The organism is Mycobacterium sp. IDUB_1 (assembly GCF_055419625.1).
The window spans coordinates 2,091,165-2,116,661 of record NZ_JBVAYA010000001.1 but is presented as its reverse complement, the minus strand read 5'-3'; the positions used below and the strand labels follow the sequence as shown (position 1 = coordinate 2,116,661).

The following is a 25,497-nucleotide window of genomic DNA, read 5'->3' as shown; positions in this document are numbered from 1 at the left end:
TCCTCGGTTGGTCGTCAGACGAGCTAGTGAGTCCTGTCCGCCGCACCCGCTAACCAATCCGCGGGCCGTGCTCCACGCCGGGTGGTGGTCGGTCATCCCGCACTGCAACCACCGGCGGCACCACCCGCACCGCGGCCCCACGATGCCGCTCCCCCGGGTCCTTTCATCGCCCCCGATGGCGCCTCGGCCGCGTGTAATCTCCGAACTCTGGACACCCGTTTGGGCTCCGTGAGGAAAGGATCGAGTGTGGACGTTCGAGCGCAATTGTCACAACTCGACGAGTCAGCGCGAGTAGCCCTCGCGCGTCGCATCAAGACCCGACTCGCGGCCCGCGACGAGGACACCAGCGACCATCACGTCGTGATCGTCGGCGGCGGCGTCGCAGCCCTCACACTCGCTCTCGAACTGCATTCCACGCGCCCCGAAACCCGCATCCTCGTCGTCGAACCCACTCCGCATCCCGTCGCCGAGATCACCCACACCGTGGGCGAATCGACCGTCGAGATCTCGGCGCACTATCTGCGCGACCGGCTCGGGCTGGCCGATCACCTTCAGAACCACCAGATCCGCAAGATGGGTCTGCGGATGTTCTTCAGCCAGGACGGCAACACCGACATCAGCCGCCGGGTCGAGGTCGGCAGCAGCGCCTTCGTTCCGCAGACCACCTATCAGATCGACCGCGGCAGGTTGGAGAACGAGTTGCACCGCCGCTGCGTGGGGGCGGGCATCGACTTCGCGATCGGCCGGGTGCGTGCGGTGGCGCTCGGCGCCGAGTCGGCGCCACACCGGGTCACCATCCAGCGCGACGACGACGTCACCGAGTCGACCGCCCGGTGGGTCGTCGACGCCTCCGGACGCAACCGGCTGCTGCCGCGCGAACTCGACCTCAAACGAGCCAACGGCCACCACTGCAACGCCGCCTGGCTGCGCATCGCCACGGAGATCGACGTCGGGCAGTGGAGCGACGACCCCGACTGGCATGCGCGCCTGTCCGAAGGGCGCCGCGAGTACTCGACGAATCACCTGATGGGCGAAGGCTATTGGGTGTGGCTGATCCGGCTGGCGTCGGGTGCAACCAGCGTCGGCATCGTGGCCGACCCGGCCTTTCACCCCTTCGATGGGTTCAACACACTCGACAAAGCCCTGGTGTGGCTGCGTGAGCACGAACCGCAGTGCGCCGCGGTCCTCGACGAACACGCGGGGCTGATCAAGGACTTCCGGGTCATGAAGCAGTACAGCCACACCGTGGAGCGGGTCTACGACGGACAGTCGCGCTGGTGCCTCACCGGCGACGCGGGCGTCTTCCTCGACCCGCTCTACTCCTCCGGTCTGGATCTCGTGGCCATCGGCAACGGCCTGGTCACCGACATGATCACCCGGGAACTCGATGGATCCGACGTCATCGCCCGCGCGGCGATCGGTGACTCGCTGTTCCGCTCCCTGACCGACATGTGGTGCAACATCTATCGCGACCAGTACGTGCTGATGGGCTCGCCGACGGTGATGTCGGTCAAGGTCATCTGGGACATCGCGTTCTACTGGGGCTTCATCGGATTCCTGTACAGCAATGACCGTTTCACCCAGGTGGCCGACGACCCCGAACTCGTACCCTATCTGCAGGGTCTCATCGACCTGAGCAACCGGATGCAGTTGTTCTTCCGCGAATGGGCCGCCGTCGAGCACGATCCCTCCCCCGCCCGCTTCGTCGACCTCTACGTTCCGCTGAACTTCATGGCCACCCTGCACCACTCGATGATGGGCACCTCGACCGCAGTCCGCGACCAGTTCGACGCCAACGCTCTGCTGCTCCGCCAGATCGCCGGCCAGGTGATCGACACCGTCATGGCCGACAAGGCATCTCGATTCTCCGATGACGACGTCATGAGCCAGGCCCAAGCGTGGCAGCGCGACGGGCTGCTGCGTGAACTGCGCACCGTCTTCCGGGAGCAGCAAGAGATCGACCCCATCTCCACGGGATGGGTGCTGTGCACCGCGGCCGCCCGATGACCCCAGCTGACCAGCACGACCGCGAGGCACTCGCGATCGTCGGCATCGGATGCCGGTTGCCCGGCGGCGTCGCCTCCCCCGGCGATTTCTGGCGACTACTGCTCGACGAAGTCGACGCCACCCGCGAGGTGCCCGAATCTCGCTGGCATGCACCGCGTTTCCACGATCCTGCGCCCGGTAAGGCCGGCAAGATGGTGACGCGCCGGGGTGGCTATCTCGAGGAGATCGACCAGTTCGACGCGGCGTTCTTCGGCATCTCCCCTCGCGAGGCGAACCTCCTCGACCCACAGCAGCGACTGCTGCTGCACGCCACCTGGGAAGCACTGGAGGACGGCGGGATTCCCGCAGACACACTGGCCGGTACCGATGTCGGGGTGTTCATCGGCGGCTTCACGCTGGACTATCAGCTGCTGCAGAACCAGGGCCGCACCAGCCGCTTCCGCTTCAAGCCGCATTCGGCCACCGGGATGATGATGACGATGCTCGCCAATCGCATCTCCCACGCGTTCGATTTCCGCGGTCCGAGCATGGCCGTCGACACCGCGTGCTCGAGCTCACTGGTCGCAGTCCACCTTGCTGCACAAAGCATCTGGAACGGTGACTGCCAGTTGGCGCTCGCCGGCGGCGTCAACATCATCGTGGGCCCCAACACGGCGATCGCCGAATCCAAGAGCGGCTTCCTCAGCAGCGACGGCCGCTGCAAGGCCTTCGACTCATCGGCCGACGGTTACGCCCGCGGCGAGGGTGGCGCGGTCGTCGTCCTCAAACCTCTGCAGCAGGCGATGCGCGACGGTGATCGGATCTACGCCCAGATCCTCGGCACCGCGGTCACCCAGGACGGTCACACCGACGGCATCACGGTGCCCAGCGAAGACGCCCAACGCGTCGCGATCACCACGGCGCTGACGCGCGCCGGCGTCGCACCCACCGACATCGGTTACGTCGAAGCGCACGGCACCGGGACACCGGTCGGTGATCCGGTCGAAACCCGCGCTCTGGCAAGCGCACTCGCCGCCGACCGGACGCCCGAGAATCCCCTGCTCATCGGATCGGTCAAGACGAACATCGGCCACCTCGAAGCCGGCGCCGGCGTCGCGGGACTCATCAAGGCCGCGATGACCGTGCAGCACGGCCAGATTCCCGCCAGCCTGCACCTGAGCACCCCGAGCAGCCCGCTCGCGGACCTGCACCTCGACATACCCCGTACCACGACGTCGTTCCCGGCGGGGCAGCGGCGCATCGCCGGCGTCAACTCGTTCGGATTCGGCGGCACCAACGCCCACGTCGTCATCGCCGAACCCCCGAGCCCCACACCGCAGTCCGACCAACACGCCAGGGGCGAGCACCTAACCCTGCTCCCCGTATCGGCACGCTCCCCGGAAGCGTTGGCAGCGGCGGCCCGTCAGCTGGCCGACCACCTCGAGGACCACCCCGAGATCAGCCTGCCCGACCTCGGCTACACCCTGAGTCGACGCCGCAGCCATCTGAGCCATCGCCGCGCGCTGACTGTCGCCGACGCCGCCGAAGCCCGCGGCCAGCTGGTCGAACTCGCCGAGACCGGAGGCGAATCGGCGATCGGTCGCGCCGGGGCCGAGGCGCCGAAACTGGCCTTCGTCTGCACCGGGATGGGCCCCCAGTGGTGGAAGATGTGCCGCGGCCTGCTCGACACCCATCCGGTGTTCGCCGCCAGCATCGAGCACACCGACCGTGAACTCGGCCGCTACACCGACTGGTCGCTTCTCGAAGAACTGCGCCGCGACGAAGCCGAGTCGCGGATGAGTGAGACCGAGATCGCCCAGCCGGCCAACTTCGCGGTCCAGATCGCCCTGGCAGAGCAGCTCGCCCAGTACGGCATCGTGCCCGACGCGGTGATCGGGCACAGCGCCGGGGAAGTGGCGGCGCACCACCTCGCCGGCCTGCTCACCTTCGAACAGGCCGTCGCTGTGATCTACCACCGCAGCCGCCTCCAGCAGCGCACCACGGGAATGGGGCGCATGCTCGCGGTGGGTCTGAGCGCTGACGCGCTGATGTCGACACTCGATGCCGATGCTGTGGCCGAATTCGGGCGCCGGGTGTCCATCGCCGCGATCAACAGCCCGTTCGCCGTGACCGTCGCCGGCGACGAGGACGTGCTCGCCGACATCGTGCGGCAACTCGACGAGGCCGAGGTCTTCAACCGCTACCTCGCGGTCAAGGTTCCGTACCACACGCACTACATGGATCTCGTGCGCGACGATCTGTTCACCGCGTTCGACGGGCTGTCCTCGGCGCCGGGCCAAATCCCGCTGTACTCGACCGTCACCGGCGAACGGCTCACCGAGTACGCAGCCGGCGCCGCCTACTGGTGGCAGAACACCCGTGCCACCGTGCTTTTCGAAGCCGCCGCACGCCGGATGCTCGACGACGGATACACGCACTTCGTCGAGCTCGGGCCGCATCCCGTGCTGGCTTCGTCGATCCTCGAGATCGCCGGATCGCAGAGCGTCGCAGTGGTGGCGACCCAACGGCGGGGCGACGACGACGCTCGCACTCTGCTGGCCGGCGTGGCGGCGCTGTACAGCCACGGCCACGACATCGATTGGCAGGCATTCCATCCCGGCGGGCTTCTGGTGAGCCTGCCGACCTATCCGTGGCAGTCCAAGCGCTTCTGGCACGAAACGCAGGAGGCGGCCGAAGACCTGCACTACACACCGGTGCACCCGCTGCTCGGCCAACCGGTGACCGGCGCGCATCCCACGTGGGAGGTCGAGCTCAGCGTCGTCTCGCTGCCGTTCCTGGCCGACCATCAGGTCCAGGGCGCCGTCGTGGTGCCCGGCGCCGTGTATCTCGAGATGGCGCTCGCGGCGGCCACCGAGACCTACGGAACTGCCTGCAGCGTCGACGATCTGATGCTGCACCGCGCGCTTCTACTCGACGACAGCTGCGATCCGCTGGTGCGTACCACGCTGAACGAGGACAACGGCAAGATCGAGTTCACCGCCTTCACCGGTATCGGAGACGGCGACTTCGGCTGGATCGTCACCGCGACAGCCGAACTGAACACTCTTCCACCTCTGCCCGCCCACGACCACGCAGCCGAAGACCTCTCCGTCGCAGCGCTGGACTCCGACGAGTTCTACGCTCGCACCACCGCACTCGGATTCGCCTACGGAGAAGCATTCCGACCCGTTCGCCACGTCACCGGCGGCGACGGCTGGGCGCGAGCACGGTTGCGCATCCCCTCCGCCGTAGCCGAAGACATCGACGCGTTCTCGTTCCATCCGGCGTTGCTCGACGGTGCATTGCAGGGCCTGTTCGGAACCTCGACGGTGGCCGACAACGCCACGCAGGCAACGTATCTGCCCACCCGCATCCGGCATTGCGCCGTCTACGGGCGTCCGGAACCCGATATGACGGTGCACGTGAGGGTGGTCGCTGCCACCCGCGAGGAGATCGAGAGCGACCTCATCGTCGTCGATCGCCTCGGGCAGACGTTGGCGGTCCTGCAGGGATTCACGGTGCAGTCGTTGAGCACCTCATCGGCGATGTCGACCGAACGGATCGACCGGTGCCTCTACAGCGTCCAGTGGGATGATTGCGAACCGGCGGGCGAGACCGCCGGAGTACGGCCAGGAACCTGGGTGATCCTCTGCGACACCGTCGGTTTCGGATCGGCTCTGGCCCGTGAGCTGTCCGAACACGGACACCGTGTGGTCGAAGTAGCCCATCAAGCGGTGGCCGCGGTGACCGAGACGGGCACGGGGTACGCCGTCGATCCGCATCGGGGAGAACAGCTTCGTGAGCTCATCGAGCGGATACACCAGGATGAGGGCGGGCTGGGTGCGCTCGTCGATTTCTGGCCGGTCGACATCTACAGCGGGTCCGACCACCGCCTGGGTGTGCACGCCCTTCTCCACGCTGTCAACGCTCTCGCCGGATGCGACGGTGCACCACCACGGGTCCACATCGTCACCGCGAATGCCCAGCCGGCGCTGGGCACCGAAGATCTGGCCGTCGACCAGGCGACGGTGTGGGGTCTGGGCCGCGTGGTCGGACACCAGGAGTTTCCCGAGATGTGGGGCGGCCTCGTCGACATCGACGACGCCGACGATCCCGATCTGGTCGCCGCCCGCCTCTACCCACATCTGCTCGACGAGGACGCCGAGGACCAGATCGCGCTGCGCGGCGAGCGCACTCTCGCGCCGCGCCTGCTCCCGTGTCGCGAACTGACCAGGCCCTTCCCCACGAAGCTCCACGGCACCGCGACCTATGTGGTCACCGGCGGCACGGGCGCTCTCGGGCGCAGTGTGGCTCTGTATCTCGCCGAGCGGGGGGCGCGACACATCACGCTGATCAGCCGGCGCGAGCTCCCACCGCGCGCCAGCTGGGCGCATCTCGACCCGGGGGACGCACGGCACGCGACCGTGGAGGCGATCCGACGCGTCGAACGTCTCGGCGCCCAGGTACGTTGCGTCGCCGTCGATATCACCGACGCCGAGAGTGTGGAGCGGTGGCGCGACGAGCATGAGCGTGCCGGCGGACCACCGATCCGCGGCATCGTGCACGCCGCCGGGTCGGTCGACGACCGCCTCCTGGTCAGCATGACCGACGAGGACTTCGCCACCGTCATGGCACCGAAGGTCGTCGGAACACGATTGCTGCACAACGCGTTCGAGAAAGAGGATCTCGACTTCTTCGTGATGTTCGGATCGGCCGGTTCGGTGATTGCCTCGCCGGGGCAGGCCAACTACGCCGCCGCGAATGCGTTCCTCGACGCCTTCGCCCACTACCGACGGGCCCGAGGACTACCCGCACTGACCATCGGCTGGGGGCCATGGTCGGTCGGGATGGTCGAGGAGCTCAAGCTCGAGAAGATCTACGCCAACAGGGGTATCGAGCTGATCACCCCGCGTGCGGGAGTTCGGATTCTGGACCGGCTCGTGTCGCAGAAGGTGGCCCACGTCGTCGCGATCACCGCGGACTGGAACCGCGCCCGTCAGGGATTCGGCGCACGCCTGCCTGCCATCTACCGTGACCTGGAGTCCGGCCTCGACGGCCCCGCCGACGCAGGGGCGGCGTCGCTGATCGACATGCTTTCCGCACTGCCCGACGCTGACCGGCTCCCCGTCGTCTCCGAGCACGTGCGCAGCATCGTCGCCGCGGTGTTCGACTGCGCGACAGACGATGTCGAGACCGACACCATGCTCGACGATCTCGGGTTGGACTCGATGATGGCGATGGAGTTCCGCGTTCGCATCAACACGATGTTCTCGATCGACCTCCCGGTGCTCGAGATCCTGCGCGGAGTCACCGTGAATTCGCTCGCCGCAAGGATCCTCGACGAACTCCGGCAGATCCATGCCGACAGTGTCGATTCCGGCGTCGATCCCGGCGTCGATCCGGGCCTGGACGCCGAACCGGGCGCCCCGTCCTCTGAGGCGCCGGCCGCCGACGATCTCGATCACCTCATCGCCACGCTGTCCGATGACGAGCTGCGCGCGCTGCTGGCCGACCTTCAAGACGGCATCGAGGGAAGTGCGGACGCGTAATGACCGCAGCGGAACTCGCGCCCGCCGTCCACATCCGAGGACTGCGAAAGTCTTACGGTCGGTTACAGGCCGTCTGCGACCTCGACCTCGACGTCGCCTACGGCGAGGTGGTCGCTATTCTCGGACCCAACGGTGCGGGCAAGTCGACGACCGTCGAGATCCTCGAGGGCCACCGCAGGCGAGACGCCGGCGAGGTTCGGGTGCTGGGCGAAGACCCCGGGACCGCCGATCGGGACTGGCGTTCGCGCATAGGCATCGTGCTGCAGGACGCCAGCGACTTCGGCACCCTGACCGTGGCGGAGACCCTGCGAATGTTCGGGCAGTGCTACGGCGGCGCCCGTGCCCCCGGGGACGTGCTGGAGCTGGTCGGCCTGACCGGTAAGCAGGACGCGCGGGTACGGACACTCTCGGGAGGCCAACGGCGCCGACTCGACGTGGCACTTGGCATCATCGCGAGCCCGGAGTTGCTGTTCATGGACGAGCCGACCACGGGCTTCGATCCCGAGGCGCGTCGCCAATTCTGGGATCTGATCAGACTTCTCGCCGCCGACGGCACCACGATCGTGCTCACCACGCACTACCTCGAGGAGGCCGCCGCACTCGCCGACCGGGTCGCCGTCATCGCCGGCGGACGCCTGGTGGCCGTGGACACTCCGCATCGGCTGACCGCGGCGGCGCATGCGACCGCAACCGTGCGATGGATCGACCGCGGTGAGGAACGCATCGTGCACACTGATCGGCCCACCGAATTCATCAGGCAGCAGGCCGCCGCCGGCGGTGAACTGACCGCGCTGACGGTCACGCGGCCCGGTTTGGAAGACGCCTATCTGCAATTGATCGAGTCGACGTGATGACAGCGTCGTCCCAGTCGTCGAGAGCGCGACACAGCTCGCGATCCACCGCGGCACTGCCGTCGCCGCTGCGCATCGGGATGTCCCGGGTGATCCCGGAACTGAAGATGTTCTATCGCCGCCCCGAACAGCTGGTGCTGACCTTCTCGATGCCCGCGATCATCTGCCTGCTGCTGGGGTCGATCTTCTCCGAGAAGATCGCGGGCACTGGCACATCGACGAGCGCGGTGATCGCCGCCAGCATGTTGGCCTACGGAATTCTGTCCACCTCGTTCATCAACCTCGGTATCAGCGTCGCCGCCGACCGGGAAACCGGGGCGCTGCGCCGCCTGCGCGGCACCCCCGCGACCGCGACGTCCTACTTCGTCGGCAAGATCGCGCTCGTCGCGATCGCGAGCATCGCCGAAGCCGTCCTCCTGCTGGTGGTCGGGCTGTTCGCCTTCGGGCTACGCCTGCCGTCGGGGGTCGGCGAATGGTTCACCCTGGCGTGGGTGTTCGCGCTGGGGATCACGAGCTGCTCGCTGCTGGGCATTCTGATCAGCAACCTCGCCAACAACGCCGTCTCGGCCGCTGTGCTGACCAACGGTCCCGCCGTCAGTCTGCAGTTCATCTCGGGCACCTACGTCCCGGTGATGGTGCTACCCGGGTGGATGCTCGTGATCGGCTCGCTCTTCCCGGTCAAGTGGATGGCGCAGGGATTCCGATCGGTCCTCCTACCGCCGGAGATGGAAGCGTTCGAACCGGCAGGTAGCTGGGAGCACGAGCGCATTTTCTTGGTGCTCGCGGCCTGGACCGTCATCGGACTCCTGGCCTGCCTGAAGGTGTTCCGCTGGACGGAGAAGCGCTGACATGCCGCCGCTGCTGACCATCACCTACCAGTTCTTCCTGCAGATCGTCGTGATCCTGGCGACCTATCGGCTGCTGTGGCCGCTGTTTCGCCGTCTGGGCCAGGTGCAGGTGGTCGCGATCATGGTCGCCGGGTTCGTGCTCGGCCCGTCGGTCCTGGGCGCGATCTGGCCGCAGGCACAGCACTGGCTGTTCCCGACAAAACTGACCATCGGTGCAGAAACCATCACGCACCCCAATCTGATCGCGATCTACGTCGTCGGCCAGCTCGGGCTTGTGCTGTACATGTTCCTGGTCGGGTCGTCGTTCAACCTCGGCATTCTCGGCACCCACAGCCGGCAGGCGGGCGCCACGTCGGCTGCCGGGATCGGTGTCCCCCTGGTCCTCGGCGGCCTCGTGGGGTGGTGGATGGTCGACTCCGGCGGCTACTTCACCGACAAGGTCGAGCACTGGCAGGGCGGGCTGTTCGTCGCCGCGGCCGTCGCCATCACCGCGTTCCCGATGCTGGCGTGGATCGTCTACGACTCCGGGTTGCTCAACACACGGCTGGGCACCATGTCGCTGTCCTGCGCCGCCGTGGACGACGCCTGCTCATGGGTTCTGCTGGCGACGGTGGTGGCCACCGCCAAAGGCAGCGTGCTCGGTGCCGTCATCGCCGTCGGCGGCGGTGCGTTCTACTTGCTGTTCATGATCTACCTCGGGCGTCCCTTGCTCGCACGCCTCGAGACGTGGACGCCGCGCCGCGACTCCGAACACACCGGCGGCCTGCCGATCGCGAAGCTCTCCATCGTGCTGCTCGTGCTGCTGACCGCGAGCTGGTTCACCGATATGGTCGGAATCTATTCGGTGTTCGGCGCTTTCGTCGCCGGGCTGATGATGCCCCGCGGCGAGCTGCTCGACACGATCCGGGAACGCTTCGAACCGCTGACCGCCTACCTGCTGCTGCCCGCGTTCTTCATCTACTCGGGCCTGAACACTCAGCTCAGCCTGATCCTGGACAGCTCCACGCTGGTGATGGCGGCCGTCGTACTGGTCGTCTCGTTCGCCGCGAAGTTCGGGGCCATCGGGCTGGCCGCACGGTGGCAGGGCATGAGCTGGTACGAGGCCGGCTCGATGGGGGCACTGGCCAACGCCCGAGGTCTGATGGAGCTCATCCTGCTCAACATCGGCCTTGAAGCCGGGCTGATCTCGGGCAAGCTGTACACGATCCTCGCAGTGATGACGATCATCACGACGTTCGTCGCGACACCACTGCAGCGGCTGTTCGCGCGGCGGTTGGAACGCACCGGCGCCCGTTTCGGGCCGAGCGGAGTGCAACCGCTCGAGGAAGCCACGTCGCCGTCCTGAGCGGTGACGTTCCGTCAGCATCAGCCGATGGACCCGTCAGTCTTTCGTTGCAGAGACCGTCGAGTCGTGGGCTTCGTGTCGGGAGAGGTGCCCGCGACGGTCCGTCCCCCGGAGGCTGTGCAGACGTGGTATTCGCGTCTCTGTCATGCCTTCTCGCTTGCTCTCCTGCGAAACACCGCGATCACGCCGGGAGGAATTCTCCTCAGCGACAGTCGATTCCGGCGCCGGGCTGACCGAGCGGATGTCGTCAGCTGAACTCACGTCGTCTCCGGGTGATGCTGGTTCGGCGTCGGTGACGTGCTCGACGGTGCGGTCGATCCATCGTGGCCGCGGCACCCTGGTTGGGGTCTCCGATCTGGCGACCTGAAGGGAATTGACAAGCGTTTTGATAACGTTCCGCACCGGCTGCGGCCGCCGGGCTGGCGACGGTGACGACTCCTCACCTGCGCCGACGGCAGCGGTTTCGTCGACCAGCGGCAGCGGCGGAAGCGGCGGGAGCCAGAAGTTCCACTCATCCCTGCCCAGTTGAACGAGGGCGTCCCAGCTGTCGCGCGCCACGTTCCTGAGGCCCTCGCCGAAGGGCAGCGGCCCCCACAGCCAGTTGGCCGAATTGACCACGAGACTTTCGACGATGCGCTCGCCGAAGTTGTAGAAGATCATGATCTGCGGCGCGAGCCAACCGACCCAGGGCACCCAGCCGACAACGTAGGTCCCCAGCTCGAAGCCGTAACGGACCCATGGCTCGATGGCATGGTAGGTGTTGATGATGGCGTCTTCGAACCCGAAGGCAGACACCACCGGTGGGGGCGGTGCGGGCGACGGGGGCGACGGCGCCGATCGGCTCGCCGCCGGGGCGCCGAGCCCGTACCCGGAGTTCGGAGCGGGGACGGCCGGCCGGAACATGATCTCGTCGAGTTGAAGCCGTTCCGCCAGAGGGACGTACGCGGCGCGGAGGCTGGGCGGGGACACCGACCGCGAGGATGCGGCCGGCGGCGAGGTGATCGTGGACGTACCGGCGATGGCAACCGCTGCGCCGACCGCTGTCAATGTCTTCACGGCACCGACCACCAGCGCCCGGGAGGGAATCATGTTGTTGGTCTTCATTCGAACCCCCTTGACCAAGGAGCCGGAACTGCGCTGGCGCAGGAGCACAGTCTAATTCCGCGACGGGATCTGCGAGGGCGATTCGCGCCGTCAATCAACGATCATCAGGCGTAGCCGGGTATCCGAAGTCGTTCCGCGCAGGAGCTGTCAGGCATCCGCAACCAGCGAGAGTATCGCTCAGCGAGCCGGGGATGCCTCCCGGTGGATGAGCATCCGCCAATGGACCTGGATGACTGCGAAAAGGAACGCGGTGCTGATCCCGAACAACAGGCCACCGTTCACGGCTTCGAGCGCACTGAGCATCTGCCAACGCGACGCCAGCGGCACAGCTGATGTCTCCGACGTCGTCATCGCTGCCAGCGAATATGCGGACGCGTCGGCAAAAGAATCGAAGATGCCGAGCCACCGATAGGCAGCGGCCCACATGACACCCTCGACTCCGTGCAGGGCAGCCAGAAGCACAGCGATCGTCCCGATCCGGAAGATCACAACGGGAATCACCCGTCGCCGAACCGGCGACACTGCCCCCGAGAGCTCCTCGGTCACTCGTCTTTCGAGTTTGAGTGCCATGACGACGACCGCCGTCGTGTGAATCGCAATCGTCGTCACGATGAGTGACAACCCCAGGCTCCAGCTCGCCACGTCCACGTGTCACCCCTACCAACTTCGACCGGATCCACCGATGCACTCAAAAAAGAATCCTGCAACTCAATATGCTTGATCGCGAACGGGTATTCGTTCCGCGCCGACAAAGACCAGGTGCCGCCACAGCGAGACGGGCACTGAATGACAGTGACTTCAAGGGGGTTGTCATGGGTGGATTCGGCATCGCGGGCCTGTGGATACTGCTGGCGGGTTCACTGCTCGCCTCGGTCCTGATCGCGGGCGGCGCCGTCCTGCTGGCTCATCGCATTCTTCCCAGAACCGTTGCTAACGGGCATAATTCGGCGCTCTCATCCTTCCTGACGTGTGTCAGTTTGGTCTACGGCGCCCTGCTGGGCTTCACGATCGTCGTTGCGTGGGAGCAGTTCTCATCCGCAGAAACCAACGTTTCCAACGAAGCGTCCACGATAGTGACCATGTACCGGCAGACGGTCGGCATGCCGATGCCGGAGCAGGGGCAGATGCGAATACTCCTCCGCAAGTATGCCCACGCTGTCGAAGGTCCTGAATGGGAGAACGCCCTCAGAGCGGGCACCGGAACCGAGACTGCGCGCGATGCACTCAACGAGATGTACACGGTGCTCGGCAACCAGAAGTCCAGTGTCGCAGATAATCCCATCACCCAGAAGTTCCTCGACCAACTCACAACTCTTGCTTCGCAACGCAATCAGCGAATTCTCGATGCCACTCCACGAATTCCCGGGTTACTGTGGACCGGGCTACTCTTCGGAGGTGTCGTGCTGTTGGGAATTGGCGGTTTCATGCGAGTCGGGAGCACTCGTGCCCATCTATTTCTCCTGGGGGCCGTCGCTATCCTGCTGGGCTTGCTGCTCTTCATCGTCTTCTGGCTGGACCACCCGTTCGGAAACGAATTGGGCGTCACGTCTGCACCGTTCGAACAATCGCTGAGCGTCTTTGATTCGATTGATCGTGGAACATAAGCCGTCGGGCGACAGTTACCTCTCCGCACTGTTGCCTATGCCGAAGGCGGACAGGCATGTCGCCTCAGCTGACGGCGCTGCCCACAGATTGGCGCCTGCCAACACCCCACCGGATGCGGCGGCGACCGACAGTGCGGCTACCCCGCGCCGGTTCGACACTCCGATGACGGCCATTGTCGATCCACCTCCCTACGACGCGTCCCCTCCGCACCTGTTGCGGAAATCAACCGCCGGTTGCCGGATCCCCTGGAGTTCGGCCTGCACCTGTGGATTGGCCGCGGCGTAATCGGCCAGGGCCGCCTGCCGATCCTCCTTCGGTACGTCCTTGAGCGAGGTGAAGAAGTCGTTGACCGGCGGGTGGGTGAAGAGATAAGCAGACGTCGCGGCCGTCACGCCCGACATGATGCCGGCGAGATCGGCTGCGGTGCAATTCGGTTGAGCTTGCGCCGGCGTCGCCGCGCACACCAGGACGGCGCCTGCACCGAGCGCCCCCGCAAGCACCCGCCGCGCGATGCTGAGTGAATTGGCCACTGTCTTCTCCTCCATTACTCGGGTTCTGTCATCGTCGTCCGCCGCGTCCGCCACCGCCGCCCCGGCCGCCTCCACCGCCCGGTCGGTTTCCCGGCCGCCCCGGCGCCCCGATACCGATACCGGGGTCGAGGTCCAGGTTGATGTCCCACGTGACACCGTCGTTGCAGTACCAGTCATATTCACACGGGTACGGGACGTACGGACCCGATCCCGTTCCGGGACCGGCACCGTTGTTGGCACCCCGCACGTCGCCCTGCGAACAGATGGTGGTTCCGCCCGAACTGACACAGTCAGCTGCCGCGGGTGGGGCTGCCTCCACGAGCGCGACAACAAAGACGCCAGCCGCGCAAAGGCTCAATGTCCGCTTCACCGTCGGCCACCCCCGCCGCCACCACCACCGCCGCCAGGCCTGTTGCCCGGCGTGCCCGGCCGGCCGCGATCGGGGCGCGGAAGGTCGTTGCTGGGCCGAGGCGGCGGCGGAACGGAGACGTCCAAGCCGAGATCCCAATCGGAGCCGTCGTAGCAATACCAGTCCAGATCACACGGGTAGGGCACTACAGGCCCCTTGTTCGATGCGTCGTTCTGATCGCAGACGGTGATACCGCTGCTTTTCACACACCCGGCGGCAGCCATGGGTGCGGTGCCCAGTGGTACGGCAGCTAGCGAGGTGGTCAAGATAGCCGACGTGGCAATCACTTTGACGATTGTCATCGCTGCCCCACTTTCTCGTGAGCGCATGATCGAGTGGCGACAGGATCCTGATGCGTCTACATTACGAGCGGTCGTCAGCTCGGGGCATCCCCCACAATGGGTGAAAGCGATCCCGACGTCGCGATCTCGTCAACAAACGCCTGCCGCCGAGGTAATCTGCTAGGTGCCCGGGGTCGACGGGAATCGACACCCTTGCGTCGGAGTCGCCGACCCCGGGCCTGCGCAGGGCCTGGCTGGTCGAGAAAGGCTTGAGACGATGACTTTTCGCGACGACGTCTGGCAGAACCCCGCGGCGATGGCGATTCCGCCGGAGGGCTACTTCGAACTCCAACGAGGCCGCTACGGGCCCACCTATCCGCGGACGCCGGCCTGTTACGGCTTCTCGATCATCGCCAAGGTCAAGGAGGGCCGAGAAGCGGTCGTGCGCGCCTACGGCAAGCAAATCGAAGAAGCGGTCAAAGGGAGCCCGGACGTGCTGGCGCCGCTGAAGCTGCACTACCTGCGATGGGTGCTTTTCGACGTTGGCTCCGGTCTCCATTTCCAGTATCAGGGAATCTTCGACACCGACTTCGACAAGTACACCGAGGACGCCGTTCGACTGTTCAGTGAAACGGGTATCACCACCGTCTTCACGAATCTCGAGGGTTTTCCCGAGGATTGGAAGAGCAATCCGGAGGCGTTCATCGAGTTCGTCCGCGCCCACCAGTGTCCCAGCTTCCTGGAATACGGCGAGTACCCCTATGCGACGGCGGATGAGATCAAGAAGGCCCTGCGGCTCAAGGCGTCGTTCTCCGACATGCTCGATCAGATGCAGTGACCCTCGAACTCGACGACATCCAGCACATCCTGCTCACCCGCACGCCGGCGATGACGGGACGATACGAGTTCCTGACGTTCGACACTCCCCAGGGCGGCCGGACCTGGCTCGCCGAGATGGCCCAACGCGCACAGTCGGCGGCTGACGTCACGGACACGATGGACCGTTCCCGCCGCTGGATCACGCTGGCCTTCACCTGGAACGGCCTGCGCACGTTGGGAGTTCCTCCCGAATCGCTGGCTACCTTCCCCGACGAGTTCCGGGAAGGGATGGCTGCCCGAGCCGACATACTCGGCGATACGGGTGCCAACGCACCCGAACGCTGGATCGGCGGGCTGGCCGGCGACGATCTGCACGCCATCGCGATTCTCTTCGCGCGCGACGACGACGAACACAGGCGCTGCATCGGTGAACACGACGCGTTTCTCGCACGGTGTCCCGGCGTGCGCAGCCTGTCACACCTCGACCTGAACGCCCACCCTCCCTTCAACTACGCCCACGACCATTTTGGTTTCCGCGACCGCCTCTCGCAACCTGCCATCAAGGGATCCGGTGAAGAACCCACGCCCGGATCGGGAGCCGCCCTCGAAGCCGGCGAGTTCATCCTGGGATACCCCGACGAGTTCGGTCCGGCGTTGAACCTGCCGACACCGGACATCCTCTCGCGCAACGGAAGTTTCATGGCCTACCGCCAGCTCCAAGAGCACGTCGGCGCATTCCGCACGTTCCTCGCCGACAATGCCGGTAGCCCCGAGGAGCAGGAGCTGCTGGCAGCAAAATTCATGGGCCGCTGGCGCAGTGGTGCACCGCTGGTTCTCGCCCCGACCGCCGATGATCCCGAGCTCGGGGCCGACCCTAAGCGCAACAACGACTTCACGTACAAGGACATGGACCCGTTCGGATACGCGTGCCCCCTGGGCTCCCACGCCCGACGGCTCAACCCCCGCGACACAGCGCCGAACATGAATCGCCGCAGGATGATCCGCCGCGGCGCCACCTACGGTCCGGCATTGCCGGACGGTGCGCCCGAGGACGGTGTCGACCGCGGAATCGCCGCGTTCATCATCTGCGCCAGCCTTGTCCGCCAGTTCGAGTTCGCGCAGAACGTGTGGATCAACGACAAGACCTTCCACGAACTGGGCAACGAGCACGACCCGATCTGCGGAACTCAGGACGGCACCTTGGACTTCACCGTGCCGAAGCGTCCGATCCGGAAGGTTCACAAGGGCATCCCTGCGTTCACGACTCTGCGCGGGGGTGCCTACTTCTTCCTGCCGGGCCTGCGCGCACTGCGCTACCTGGCCGACCTCGGAACGGCTGCGTGAACCATGCCCGCACGGGCCGCTCGGACCTACAACCAGGACCACGTGCGCCGGTCAGCCGACGGACGGCGGCGCGTCAGCATCTACTGGACATGGAGTTATCCGTGGGAAACGCAGCGGGATCCCGCGGCGATGTCCAATCGCTTCTCCACGATGACCGAGGTCCGCAACGTCGTCTACCCCGCCTACGAGCGCCCGGAGTTCGAGGCCGCGAACTTCCTCCAGGGCATCGCAGGCACCCTCGAGTTGTTTCATCGGTCCACGCTGACGTTCCAAGATCTCACATTCGAGGTCACCGGCCATCCGGCTGCGGTGTTCCAGCGGGTGGACCAGGCCGGGTACGCACAACCGATCGACGAGCGAATCCTGGCGGACACGGACACCCTCATGGTGTTCGGACTCGACCATCTGACCTCGGGTCTGGAGGCCTCCGACGCCGAGGTGCAGTCCCTTCGGTCGTGGCTCCGCCGTGAGGGGACGACACTGCTGCTCGCGCCGCATCACGACGTCGGCTTCACTGACGACCTCGCACAACGCCAGATGGAGTACGAGCATCACGGTGATCGGCTCGTCCCGCGGCAGCAACGTTTCAGTCAGTACACGAGATCGCTGATGCGAGGCCTCGACGTGCCGGTGCACAATACCTGGGGTTTGCGACCCGCGGTCCTCGACGGCACCCGTGAGATCGCACCTCTGACAGCATTTCCCGATGTCGACGAGCGTGGGCTGCTGAACGGGGCGCCCTCGCTGAGTTTCCACCAGCATCTGCCGCATTACGAACTGACCGAACCCGAGAGCGCAGGGCTCCGTGTGCTGGCGCGCCAACGTGTCGATCCGTATCGGCCGCATCCCTTCACCGCCGCCGGCAATACCGAATTCAACTGTGTGATCTGGATGCCGCCCGCGGGCGAGCGAGCCGGGGACATCGTGCTGATCGACTCCACTCATTTCACCACCCTGTTCGGCGGCACCGACAGTCTGCGGGCGCTGTGGCGCAACTTGGTGACGATGCCCTGAACTACGACAAACGACCCGATGACGACAGTGCGCCGCTACATCGATGCCGTGAATCACGCTGATCGCGTGGCGATGTCAGCAGGACGCCCCAAGGGCGTTCATCCTGCATGGCCGGCCACATGTCCAGGAGGGTGCGACGTTTACCGTCGCCCTGCGCACGTTCGACAACAGGTGGCGACTGACCGCTTGGAGCTGGTCAAAGGGCTGCTAATAGGCGAGCAGTCCGAGCTTTTTGGATTCGGTGACGGCATCCGCACGCGACGACACACCCAGTTTGCGGTAGATCGCCGTCGCCTGCGACTTGGCGGTTTCTCGCCCGACCACCAGTGTGTCGGCAATCTGCTGCAGCGTGAGATGTGTTGACAGATAGGGCAACAACCGCAACTCCGCGGCCGTCAGGGGGCGGTGTCCACCACCAGCCATCGCACGCACTCGATCGACTCTCTGCAAGAGCGCGATGGCTTCGGGCTCACGGCGCGCGACATGGTCGGCCGCACTGAGGTGGCGGGTGAGCATCGCGGTGTCCTGCACCACCGCCGCCGTCCACGCCAGCAGACCGTGCCCGAGCAGAGCTGTGCGCGCGGCCATGTCCCCGAGACGGTCGAGCAACTTCTCGGTGATCGCCACCGAGCCCCGCGCTGCCGCCTCGTCACCAACCCGGGCGGACATCACTGCACTCGTCGCGTAGACGACCACCATCGGAACCACATCGCACAGGTCGTATCTGTCGGCCAGCAGTCGTGCGGCTTCACTGCGCGCGATGGCCGTGTCGTCATCGCCGGCGGTCAGATCCAGGAGCGCAAGGTGGGCCAGGGCGGCTGCCTGAAATCCCGGAACGTTTCCTGTAGCAGGAAGCGCGGCTTCGAGTAACAGCCGGGCTCGCGCAACATGGCCGAGCATCGACTCGGCTGCCCCCATCATGACCGTCGCGGCGCCCCACCATGGGTTGACAAGCTGGTCTCCCGCATCGCGCACGATGTCCGCGTGCCGAATCACGTCGCGGACCCCGCCGACACCCAACAACGAACCGACCAATGCGACAGCGACTTTGACCGACGGCGTACCGTCCGACAACGGCGTGCCGCGGTCGGACGCCTGGGCGCCGAGCAGGGAGCGCCCGATCATCTCGGCATCGCCAGTAGTCACCCCCAGCCACACCCGAGCGAGCGCAGCGTCGGGATACTCGGCGAACGTGGCGGGGTCGAGCATCGCCAGCCGGCGGGCGAGAACTCCTGCACGACCGTCGAAACCGAGACGGACGGCGTCTCGACCCACCAGGGTCGCGGCCCGGTCCCTGTCCTCTGCGGCCACCGCATGCAGCAGCGCACCGTCGATGTCACCGTCCCGCTCGAGTAGCTCCGACGCGCGAGAAGCCAACAGTCGGAAGCGATCCGGAGACCGTGAGCGCAGGCGATCACGCAGCACGTCGGCGACCATGCGGTGGTAGCGGTACCACCGGCAGTGGCGATCGAGAGCTACCAGGAACCCATTGGAGGACGCGACCAACTCGTCGAGCAGGATCGCCGAATCCGTGCGATCGAGCACAGCATCGAGTTGCGCTGCGCAGAAGCGGTCCAGCACCGACGATTCGACGACGAAGTCGGCTTTCACCCTGTCGAGGCGGTCCAGCAGCTCTTCGACGAGGTACTGGCCGACCAGTCCGTTCCTACCCGCCATCACGTCGACCGAGACACCGTCGCGCAGGGCCATGCTGGTCAACACGATCCCCGCCGCCCAGCCCTCGCAGTGCCGAGTGATCATCGAAACCATCGCTCGATCGCACGCCAAGCCGACCGAGGCGATCGCGTTGGCTGCTTCTTCGTCGGTCATCCGCAAGGTTCGAGCATCCACCTCCACCACACCGTCCACCAGGCGGCGACGCCCCAGCTCGACGGGACGTGGTCCACGACCGACCGCTGCGAGGACGGTCGAGGGCGGAGCCGTGTCGATCAGTGCCCGGAGCGCGGCGAGCGCCTGCGGGTCCTCGAGCTGATGGGCGTCGTCGAGCACCACGACGAGAGGTCCCACCACCTCGAGCGCCCCGACGAGGGCGGGCAGCAACTGTGCGAGCGGATCACGACCAGGTCCACGCAGATAGTCGAGCACGGCGCCGTCGAGGCGACACACCGCGGCGACGGCGGTGGCCAGGTGAAGCAAAAGGTGGGCGGGATCATTGTCGAGATGGTCGAGTCGAGCCCACGCGAACGGGCGGGCATCGACCGCGTCCCACAGCGCCATGACCGTCGTCTTGCCATAGCCGGCCGGAGCCGTCACCGTGACCATTCGCGCGTCGGGGGCGCCCGACAACAAGTCCACCACGGCGGCACGGGGCACCACACTCGCGGCGATGCGCGGCCGGCCGATCGTTGCTACCGGCACGAAAGCTCGCCAGTCCCCTGCAACCACTCCCGCATCGTAAGCCTCTCACCAGCACTGATGGACCTGTTTGCCGTCAACCATCCGAGGTTGTCGGAGGGCCTTGGCACCATGGACCATGTGCCCTTGACAACCGACCCGCTCGCGCGCTTCAGCGCGCTGACCCGCGAGTGGTTCGCCGGCACCTTCGTCGAACCCACCCCCGCGCAGGCACAGGCGTGGAACGCCATCGCCGACGGGGACAACACCCTGGTCATCGCCCCGACGGGCTCCGGCAAGACCCTGGCGGCGTTCCTCTGGGCCATCGACGGCCTGGCCCGGTCGCCGGCCAGTGAGCCCACCACCCGGGTGCTGTACGTATCGCCCCTCAAAGCGCTGGCCGTCGACGTCGAGCGCAACCTACGCACCCCACTGACCGGGATCTCGCGCATCGCCGAACGCGCCGGTCAGGAGCCACCGAAGATCAGCGTCGGTGTCCGCTCCGGGGACACCACACCTGCCAAGCGTCGTGAGCTCATCACCAAGCCGCCGGACATCCTGATCACCACGCCCGAGTCGCTGTTCCTGATGCTGACCTCCGCGGCACGAGAGACGCTCGCCGGGGTGCAGACGGTCATCGTCGACGAGGTGCACGCCGTCGCGGGCACCAAACGCGGCGCGCATCTGGCGGTGTCCCTCGAACGGCTGGACGCGATGCTCGAACGTCCCGCCCAACGGATCGGCCTCTCGGCGACGGTCCGCCCACCCGAGGAGGTCGCCCGCTTCCTGTCCGGGGCCGCGCCGACGACGATCGTGGCACCGCCCGCGGCCAAGACCTTCGATCTCACCGTGCAGGTGCCCGTCCCCGACATGGCGAACCTCGAGAACAACTCGATCTGGCCCGACGTCGAGGAACGCATCGTCGATCTCATCGAGGCGCACAACAGCTCGATCGTCTTCACCAACTCGCGCCGGTTGGCTGAACGATTGACCGCGCGGCTCAACGAGATCCACGCCGAACGGGCCGGCATCGAGCTGGGCGGACCCAACCCGGGAGTGGCCGGCGGCGCCCCGGCGCACCTGATGGGCAGCGGGCAGACCTACGGCGCCGAGCCGCTGCTCGCCCGGGCACATCACGGTTCGGTCAGCAAGGAAGCCCGCGCCGACGTCGAGGACGCCCTCAAGAGCGGCCGGCTCAAGGCCGTCGTCGCGACATCGAGCCTCGAACTGGGCATCGACATGGGTGCGGTGGACCTGGTGATCCAGGTCGAGACGCCCCCATCGGTCGCGAGCGGCCTGCAACGCATCGGCCGCGCGGGACACCAGGTCGGCGAGATCAGCCAGGGCGTGCTGTTCCCGAAACACCGCACCGACCTCATCGGCTGCGCGGTCAGCGTGCAACGCATGCTCGGCGGGCAGATCGAGACGATGCGCGTGCCGGCGAACCCTCTCGACGTGCTCGCACAGCACACCGTCGCCGCGTGCGCGCTGGAACCGATCAACGTCGAGGCCTGGTTCGACACGGTGCGGCGCAGCGCCCCGTTCGCGACACTGCCACGAAGCGCGTTCGAAGCCACGCTCGATCTGCTGTCCGGGAAGTACCCGTCGACGGAGTTCGCCGAGCTGCGCCCCCGCATCGTCTACGACCGGGACTCCGGCACGCTGACCGCGCGGCCCGGCGCTCAACGTCTGGCGGTCACCTCCGGCGGCGCGATCCCCGACCGTGGACTGTTCACGGTGTTCCTCGCCTCCAGCGCAGATTCCGAAAAGCCCTCGCGCGTCGGTGAACTCGACGAGGAGATGGTTTACGAATCCCGGCCTGGCGACGTGATCTCGCTCGGCGCGACGAGCTGGCGGATCACCGAGATCACCCACGACCGGGTCCTCGTGATTCCCGCCCCGGGCGAACCGGCACGTCTGCCGTTCTGGCGCGGTGACGGCGTAGGGCGGCCCGCCGAACTCGGCGCGGCGATCGGGGAATTCACCGGCGAGCTGGCGCGGCTCGACCGTCCTGCTTTCGAGAACCGTTGCGCTGACGTCGGTTTCGATACGTACGCGACCGACAACCTGTGGCAGTTGATCGACGAGCAGCGTAACGCCACCACGGCGGTACCGTCGGACACCGCGCTGGTGGTGGAGCGGTTCCGCGATGAGCTCGGCGACTGGCGGATCATCCTGCACTCCCCCTACGGCCTGCGAGTACACGGCCCGCTGGCCCTCGCGGTGGGCAAACGGCTCTACGAACGCTTCGGCATCGACGAGAAACCCACCGCATCCGACGACGGCATCATCGTCCGGTTACCCGACACCGACGACACCGCCCCGGGCGCTGACATCTTCGTCTTCGACCCCGATGAGATCGAGCCGCTGGTCACCACCGAGGTCAGCTCGTCGGCGCTGTTCGCGTCGCGGTTCCGCGAATGCGCGGCGCGGGCGCTGCTGCTGCCCCGCCGGCACCCCGGTAAACGCTCACCTCTGTGGCACCAGCGTCAGCGCGCCGCCCAGCTACTCGACGTCGCGCGCAACTACCCCGACTTCCCGATCGTCCTCGAAGCGGTCCGCGAGTGTCTGCAAGACGTCTACGACGTGCCGATGCTCACCGACCTGATGGCGCGCATCGCGCAGCGCCGGGTGCGCCTGCTGGAGGTCGAGACGCCGACTCCGTCGCCCTTCGCGGCCTCGCTGCTCTTCGGCTACGTCGGCGCCTTCATGTACGAAGGCGACAGCCCGCTGGCCGAACGGCGCGCCGCCGCACTCGCCCTCGATCCGACGCTGCTGGCCGAGCTACTCGGCCGGGTCGAGCTGCGGGAGCTGCTCGACGCCGACGTCATCGCCTCCACCACCCGCCAGCTGCAGCACCTCACCGACGAGCGGTTGGCACGCGATGCCGAGGGCGTGGCAGATCTGCTGCGGATGCTCGGGCCGCTGACGGTGGAGGAGATCGCGGCGCGCTGCACCGTCGACGACGTCGGCGGGTGGTTGGAAGGGTTGCTGAGCGCCAAGCGGCTGGTCACGGTGTCCTACGCGGGTCGCACCTGGTGGGCTCCGGTGGAAGACATCGGCCGCTTGCGCGACGGCGTCGGGGTGGCGGTGCCGGTGGGCGTGCCGGTGGCGTTCCTCGAACCGGTGATGGACCCGCTGGGCGAACTGCTGTCGCGATTCGCCCGCACCCGAGGGCCGTTCACGACGAGCGAAGCGGCGACGCGGTTCGGCCTCGGTGTGCGGGTGGCGGCCGACGTGCTGGGCCGGCTCGCCGCCGACGGCAAGCTGGTGCGTGGCGAGTTCACCGACGTGCCGGGCGACACCGGTGACCAGTGGTGCGACTCCGAGGTGCTGCGCATTCTGCGCCGCCGTTCGCTCGCCGCGCTGCGGGCGCAGATCGAGCCCGTCAGCACCGCGGCGCTCGGCCGCTTCCTGCCGGCCTGGCAGCAGCTGGGCAGCGACCGCGTGTCGGGCGTCGACGGGTTGGCGTCGGTGATCGACCAGCTCGCCGGTGTGTCGATGCCGGCATCCGCGGTCGAGCCGTTGATCTTCGGGCAGCGGGTCCGGGACTATCAGCCCGGCATGCTCGACGAACTCCTGGCGTCCGGCGAGGTGCTGTGGTCCGGCGTCGGTGCGTTGTCGTCGGCCGATGGCTGGGTGGCGTTCCATCCCGCCGACACCGCTGCGCTGTCGCTGGCTCCGCCGGGCGATCTGGACTTCACCGACACCCACCACACCATCCTCGGGGCGCTCAGCGGCGGCGGTGCGTATTTCTTCCGCCAGCTCGCCGTCGACGGCGTGACCACCGAGGCGCTCAAAGAGGCTCTGTGGCAACTGATCTGGGCTGGATACGTGGGCGGTGACACGTTCGCACCTGTGCGGGCGCTGCTGGCCGGCACCCGCGGCTCCGGCGCAAAGCGATCCGCGGCACCCTCGCATCGGCACCGCCGTGCCCCTCGGCTGAGCCGCTACAGCATCAGCTCCGCCGGGCTCGGCGCGCACCGGGACGCCGATCCGACGGTGGCGGGTCGGTGGTCGGCGCTGCCCAGTGCCGAAGTCGACACGACGCTGCGGGCCTCTTATCAAGCCGATCAACTCTTGGCGCGGCACGGTGTGCTGACCAAGGGTGCAGTCGCGGCGGAGAACATCGCCGGCGGATTCGCCTCGATGTACAAGGTGCTCAGCACGATGGAAGAGGCCGGTCGGTGTCAGCGCGGCTATTTCGTCGAATCGCTGGGCGGCGCCCAATTCGCGACCGCGAGCACCGTCGATCGGTTGCGCAGCCACGCCGACAGCATCGACGACAAGCAGCAGAGTCTGCGCGCGGTCGCGCTGGCGGCGACCGATCCGGCCAACCCCTTCGGCGCGGCGCTGCCCTGGCCAAGCCAGGGCGAGGGGGCCCACCGGCCGGGCCGCAAAGCGGGTGCCCTGGTCGTGCTCGTCGACGGTGAGCTGGCGTGGTTCGTGGAACGCGGAGGCAGGTCACTGCTCAGCTTCACCGACGACGCCGGCGTGCACAACGCCGCGGCTGCCACCCTCGCCGAGCTGGTGACCCGGCAGCGTGTCCCGGCGTTGCTCGTCGAACGCATCGACGGGGTCCCGGTGCTGGAGAGCCGCGACTCCGTGGTCGTCGAATCGCTGGTTCAGGCGGGCTTCTCCCGGACACCGCGCGGGCTGCGGCTGCGCTGATGCCCGAGGGTGACACCGTCTTCCGCACCGCCGACAAGTTGCGGAAAGCGTTGGAAGGCAGGACGTTGACGCGCTGCGATGTGCGGGTGCCGCGTTATGCGGCGGTGGATCTGAGCGGACAGGTCGTCGACGAGGTGCTCAGCCGCGGCAAGCACCTGTTCATCCGGGTGGGCCAGGCGAGCATCCACTCGCATCTGAAAATGGACGGCGCGTGGATCATCGGCCGGGTCAGGGCGCCCGCCTACAAGATCCGGATCATCCTGGGCACCGCCGATTCGGTGGCCTCGGGGATCGACCTCGGCGTGCTCGAGGTGCTGGAGCGCGAACACGACATGGATGTCGTCGCGCACCTGGGTCCCGATCTGCTCGGGGACGACTGGTCACCCGAGGTGGCGGCGGCCAACCTGATGGCCGACCCGTCGCGGCCGGTGGCCGAAGCGCTGCTCGACCAGCGCGTGATGGCCGGGGTCGGCAACGTGTACGCCAACGAGATGTCGTTCGTGTTCGGGTTGCGGCCCACCAGCCCCGTCAGCGAACTCACCGATCCGCTTCGGGTGGTCACGCGAGCACAGCAGATGCTGTGGCTCAACAGGTTACGCATCAACCGCACGACGACCGGCAACACCCGACCCGGTCAGGATGTCTGGGTGTACGGCCGGGCGGGGCTACCGTGCCGGCGCTGTGGGACGCGCGTCGAGACCGACAAGGACGGCGACCGGGTGACCTACTGGTGCCCCACCTGCCAGCGGTGAAGACATTCGAGTCCGGAAAAATTGCCGGAGACGT

The 25,497-nt window shown here is 66.9% G+C and carries 16 protein-coding genes; 11 read left to right on the top strand and 5 right to left on the bottom strand.

From position 1 onward, the window contains the following. Positions 1–246: 246 nt before the first annotated feature. The 5 genes from ACZYYX_RS10720 to ACZYYX_RS10700 are packed head-to-tail and all read left to right on the top strand — an operon-like array spanning position 247 to position 10,579. Positions 247–2,007 carry an NAD(P)/FAD-dependent oxidoreductase gene (locus ACZYYX_RS10720; protein ID WP_463814371.1) on the top strand — a complete coding sequence of 587 codons (1,761 nt, stop codon included), beginning with the start codon at positions 247–249 and terminating at the stop codon, positions 2,005–2,007. Further along, positions 2,004–7,535: a type I polyketide synthase gene (locus ACZYYX_RS10715; protein ID WP_463814370.1), complete on the top strand. Its 5,532-nt coding sequence runs from the start codon at positions 2,004–2,006 to the stop codon at positions 7,533–7,535. The genes ACZYYX_RS10720 and ACZYYX_RS10715 overlap by 4 nt, the downstream gene beginning before the upstream one ends. After that, positions 7,535–8,386: an ABC transporter ATP-binding protein gene (locus ACZYYX_RS10710; protein WP_463814369.1), complete on the top strand. Its 852-nt coding sequence runs from the start codon at positions 7,535–7,537 to the stop codon at positions 8,384–8,386. The genes ACZYYX_RS10715 and ACZYYX_RS10710 overlap by 1 nt, the downstream gene beginning before the upstream one ends. Then, positions 8,386–9,234: an ABC transporter permease gene (locus tag ACZYYX_RS10705; protein ID WP_463814368.1), complete on the top strand. Its 849-nt coding sequence runs from the start codon at positions 8,386–8,388 to the stop codon at positions 9,232–9,234. Before ACZYYX_RS10710 ends, ACZYYX_RS10705 begins: the two co-directional genes overlap by 1 nt. Position 9,235: 1 nt before the next feature. Continuing rightward, positions 9,236–10,579 carry a cation:proton antiporter gene (locus ACZYYX_RS10700; protein ID WP_463814367.1) on the top strand — a complete coding sequence of 448 codons (1,344 nt, stop codon included), beginning with the start codon at positions 9,236–9,238 and terminating at the stop codon, positions 10,577–10,579. Between the two features lie 36 nt (positions 10,580–10,615). Here the strand turns inward: ACZYYX_RS10700 and ACZYYX_RS10695 are convergent, their stop codons facing one another. Together ACZYYX_RS10695 and ACZYYX_RS10690 are read right to left on the bottom strand one after the other, a co-directional pair. Further along, complete coding sequence (locus ACZYYX_RS10695) at positions 10,616–11,683, bottom strand: hypothetical protein (protein WP_463814366.1); 1,068 nt, start codon at positions 11,681–11,683, stop codon at positions 10,616–10,618. Between the two features lie 177 nt (positions 11,684–11,860). Beyond that, positions 11,861–12,325: a hypothetical protein gene (locus ACZYYX_RS10690; RefSeq protein ID WP_463814365.1), complete on the bottom strand. Its 465-nt coding sequence runs from the start codon at positions 12,323–12,325 to the stop codon at positions 11,861–11,863. Between the two features lie 170 nt (positions 12,326–12,495). Here ACZYYX_RS10690 and ACZYYX_RS10685 point away from each other — a divergent pair, with 170 nt between their 5' ends. Continuing rightward, positions 12,496–13,287 (top strand): bestrophin-like domain, encoded by a 792-nt coding sequence (locus tag ACZYYX_RS10685; protein WP_463814364.1) that lies wholly within the window; start codon positions 12,496–12,498, stop codon positions 13,285–13,287. A gap of 189 nt (positions 13,288–13,476) precedes the next feature. Here ACZYYX_RS10685 and ACZYYX_RS10680 read toward each other — a convergent pair whose 3' ends face one another. Beyond that, positions 13,477–13,833 carry a heme-binding protein gene (locus ACZYYX_RS10680; protein ID WP_463814872.1) on the bottom strand — a complete coding sequence of 119 codons (357 nt, stop codon included), beginning with the start codon at positions 13,831–13,833 and terminating at the stop codon, positions 13,477–13,479. A gap of 351 nt (positions 13,834–14,184) precedes the next feature. Beyond that, positions 14,185–14,529 (bottom strand): hypothetical protein, encoded by a 345-nt coding sequence (locus tag ACZYYX_RS10675; RefSeq protein WP_463814363.1) that lies wholly within the window; start codon positions 14,527–14,529, stop codon positions 14,185–14,187. Between the two features lie 256 nt (positions 14,530–14,785). On the opposite strand from ACZYYX_RS10675, the gene ACZYYX_RS10670 reads away from it, so the two are divergent. The 3 genes from ACZYYX_RS10670 to ACZYYX_RS10660 are packed head-to-tail and all read left to right on the top strand — an operon-like array spanning position 14,786 to position 17,685. Beyond that, positions 14,786–15,346 carry a hypothetical protein gene (locus ACZYYX_RS10670; protein WP_463814362.1) on the top strand — a complete coding sequence of 187 codons (561 nt, stop codon included), beginning with the start codon at positions 14,786–14,788 and terminating at the stop codon, positions 15,344–15,346. Beyond that, the gene (locus ACZYYX_RS10665; protein WP_463814361.1) at positions 15,343–16,671 is read left to right on the top strand and encodes a Dyp-type peroxidase; all 1,329 of its coding nucleotides are present in this window, start codon (positions 15,343–15,345) and stop codon (positions 16,669–16,671) included. Before ACZYYX_RS10670 ends, ACZYYX_RS10665 begins: the two co-directional genes overlap by 4 nt. 3 nt (positions 16,672–16,674) lie before the next feature. Next, on the top strand, positions 16,675–17,685 hold the full coding sequence (locus ACZYYX_RS10660; RefSeq protein ID WP_463814360.1) for a hypothetical protein: 1,011 nt from the start codon (positions 16,675–16,677) through the stop codon (positions 17,683–17,685). A gap of 207 nt (positions 17,686–17,892) precedes the next feature. Here the strand turns inward: ACZYYX_RS10660 and ACZYYX_RS10655 are convergent, their stop codons facing one another. Continuing rightward, complete coding sequence (locus ACZYYX_RS10655; protein ID WP_463814359.1) at positions 17,893–20,064, bottom strand: AAA family ATPase; 2,172 nt, start codon at positions 20,062–20,064, stop codon at positions 17,893–17,895. 108 nt (positions 20,065–20,172) lie between these two features. On the opposite strand from ACZYYX_RS10655, the gene ACZYYX_RS10650 reads away from it, so the two are divergent. Together ACZYYX_RS10650 and nei2 are read left to right on the top strand one after the other, a co-directional pair. Next, positions 20,173–24,711 carry an ATP-dependent helicase gene (locus ACZYYX_RS10650; protein WP_463814871.1) on the top strand — a complete coding sequence of 1,513 codons (4,539 nt, stop codon included), beginning with the start codon at positions 20,173–20,175 and terminating at the stop codon, positions 24,709–24,711. Further along, positions 24,711–25,463, top strand: coding sequence for an endonuclease VIII Nei2 (nei2, locus tag ACZYYX_RS10645; protein WP_463814358.1), 753 nt, complete (start codon positions 24,711–24,713; stop codon positions 25,461–25,463). The genes ACZYYX_RS10650 and nei2 overlap by 1 nt, the downstream gene beginning before the upstream one ends. The last annotated feature ends 34 nt before the right edge of the window (positions 25,464–25,497 follow it).

Bases quoted from the DNA above. Each gene is read 5' to 3' on its own strand.
- ACZYYX_RS10715 (WP_463814370.1), top strand. From the start codon at position 2,004: ATGACCCCAGCTGACCAGCACGACCGCGAGGCACTCGCGATCGTCGGC.
- ACZYYX_RS10710 (WP_463814369.1), top strand. From the start codon at position 7,535: ATGACCGCAGCGGAACTCGCGCCCGCCGTCCACATCCGAGGACTGCGA.
- ACZYYX_RS10705 (WP_463814368.1), top strand. From the start codon at position 8,386: ATGACAGCGTCGTCCCAGTCGTCGAGAGCGCGACACAGCTCGCGATCC.
- ACZYYX_RS10700 (WP_463814367.1), top strand. From the start codon at position 9,236: ATGCCGCCGCTGCTGACCATCACCTACCAGTTCTTCCTGCAGATCGTC.
- ACZYYX_RS10695 (WP_463814366.1), bottom strand. From the start codon at position 11,683: ATGAAGACCAACAACATGATTCCCTCCCGGGCGCTGGTGGTCGGTGCC.
- ACZYYX_RS10685 (WP_463814364.1), top strand. From the start codon at position 12,496: ATGGGTGGATTCGGCATCGCGGGCCTGTGGATACTGCTGGCGGGTTCA.
- ACZYYX_RS10680 (WP_463814872.1), bottom strand. From the start codon at position 13,833: ATGGAGGAGAAGACAGTGGCCAATTCACTCAGCATCGCGCGGCGGGTG.
- ACZYYX_RS10675 (WP_463814363.1), bottom strand. From the start codon at position 14,529: ATGACAATCGTCAAAGTGATTGCCACGTCGGCTATCTTGACCACCTCG.
- ACZYYX_RS10670 (WP_463814362.1), top strand. From the start codon at position 14,786: ATGACTTTTCGCGACGACGTCTGGCAGAACCCCGCGGCGATGGCGATT.
- ACZYYX_RS10660 (WP_463814360.1), top strand. From the start codon at position 16,675: ATGCCCGCACGGGCCGCTCGGACCTACAACCAGGACCACGTGCGCCGG.
- ACZYYX_RS10650 (WP_463814871.1), top strand. From the start codon at position 20,173: ATGGACCATGTGCCCTTGACAACCGACCCGCTCGCGCGCTTCAGCGCG.
- nei2 (WP_463814358.1), top strand. From the start codon at position 24,711: ATGCCCGAGGGTGACACCGTCTTCCGCACCGCCGACAAGTTGCGGAAA.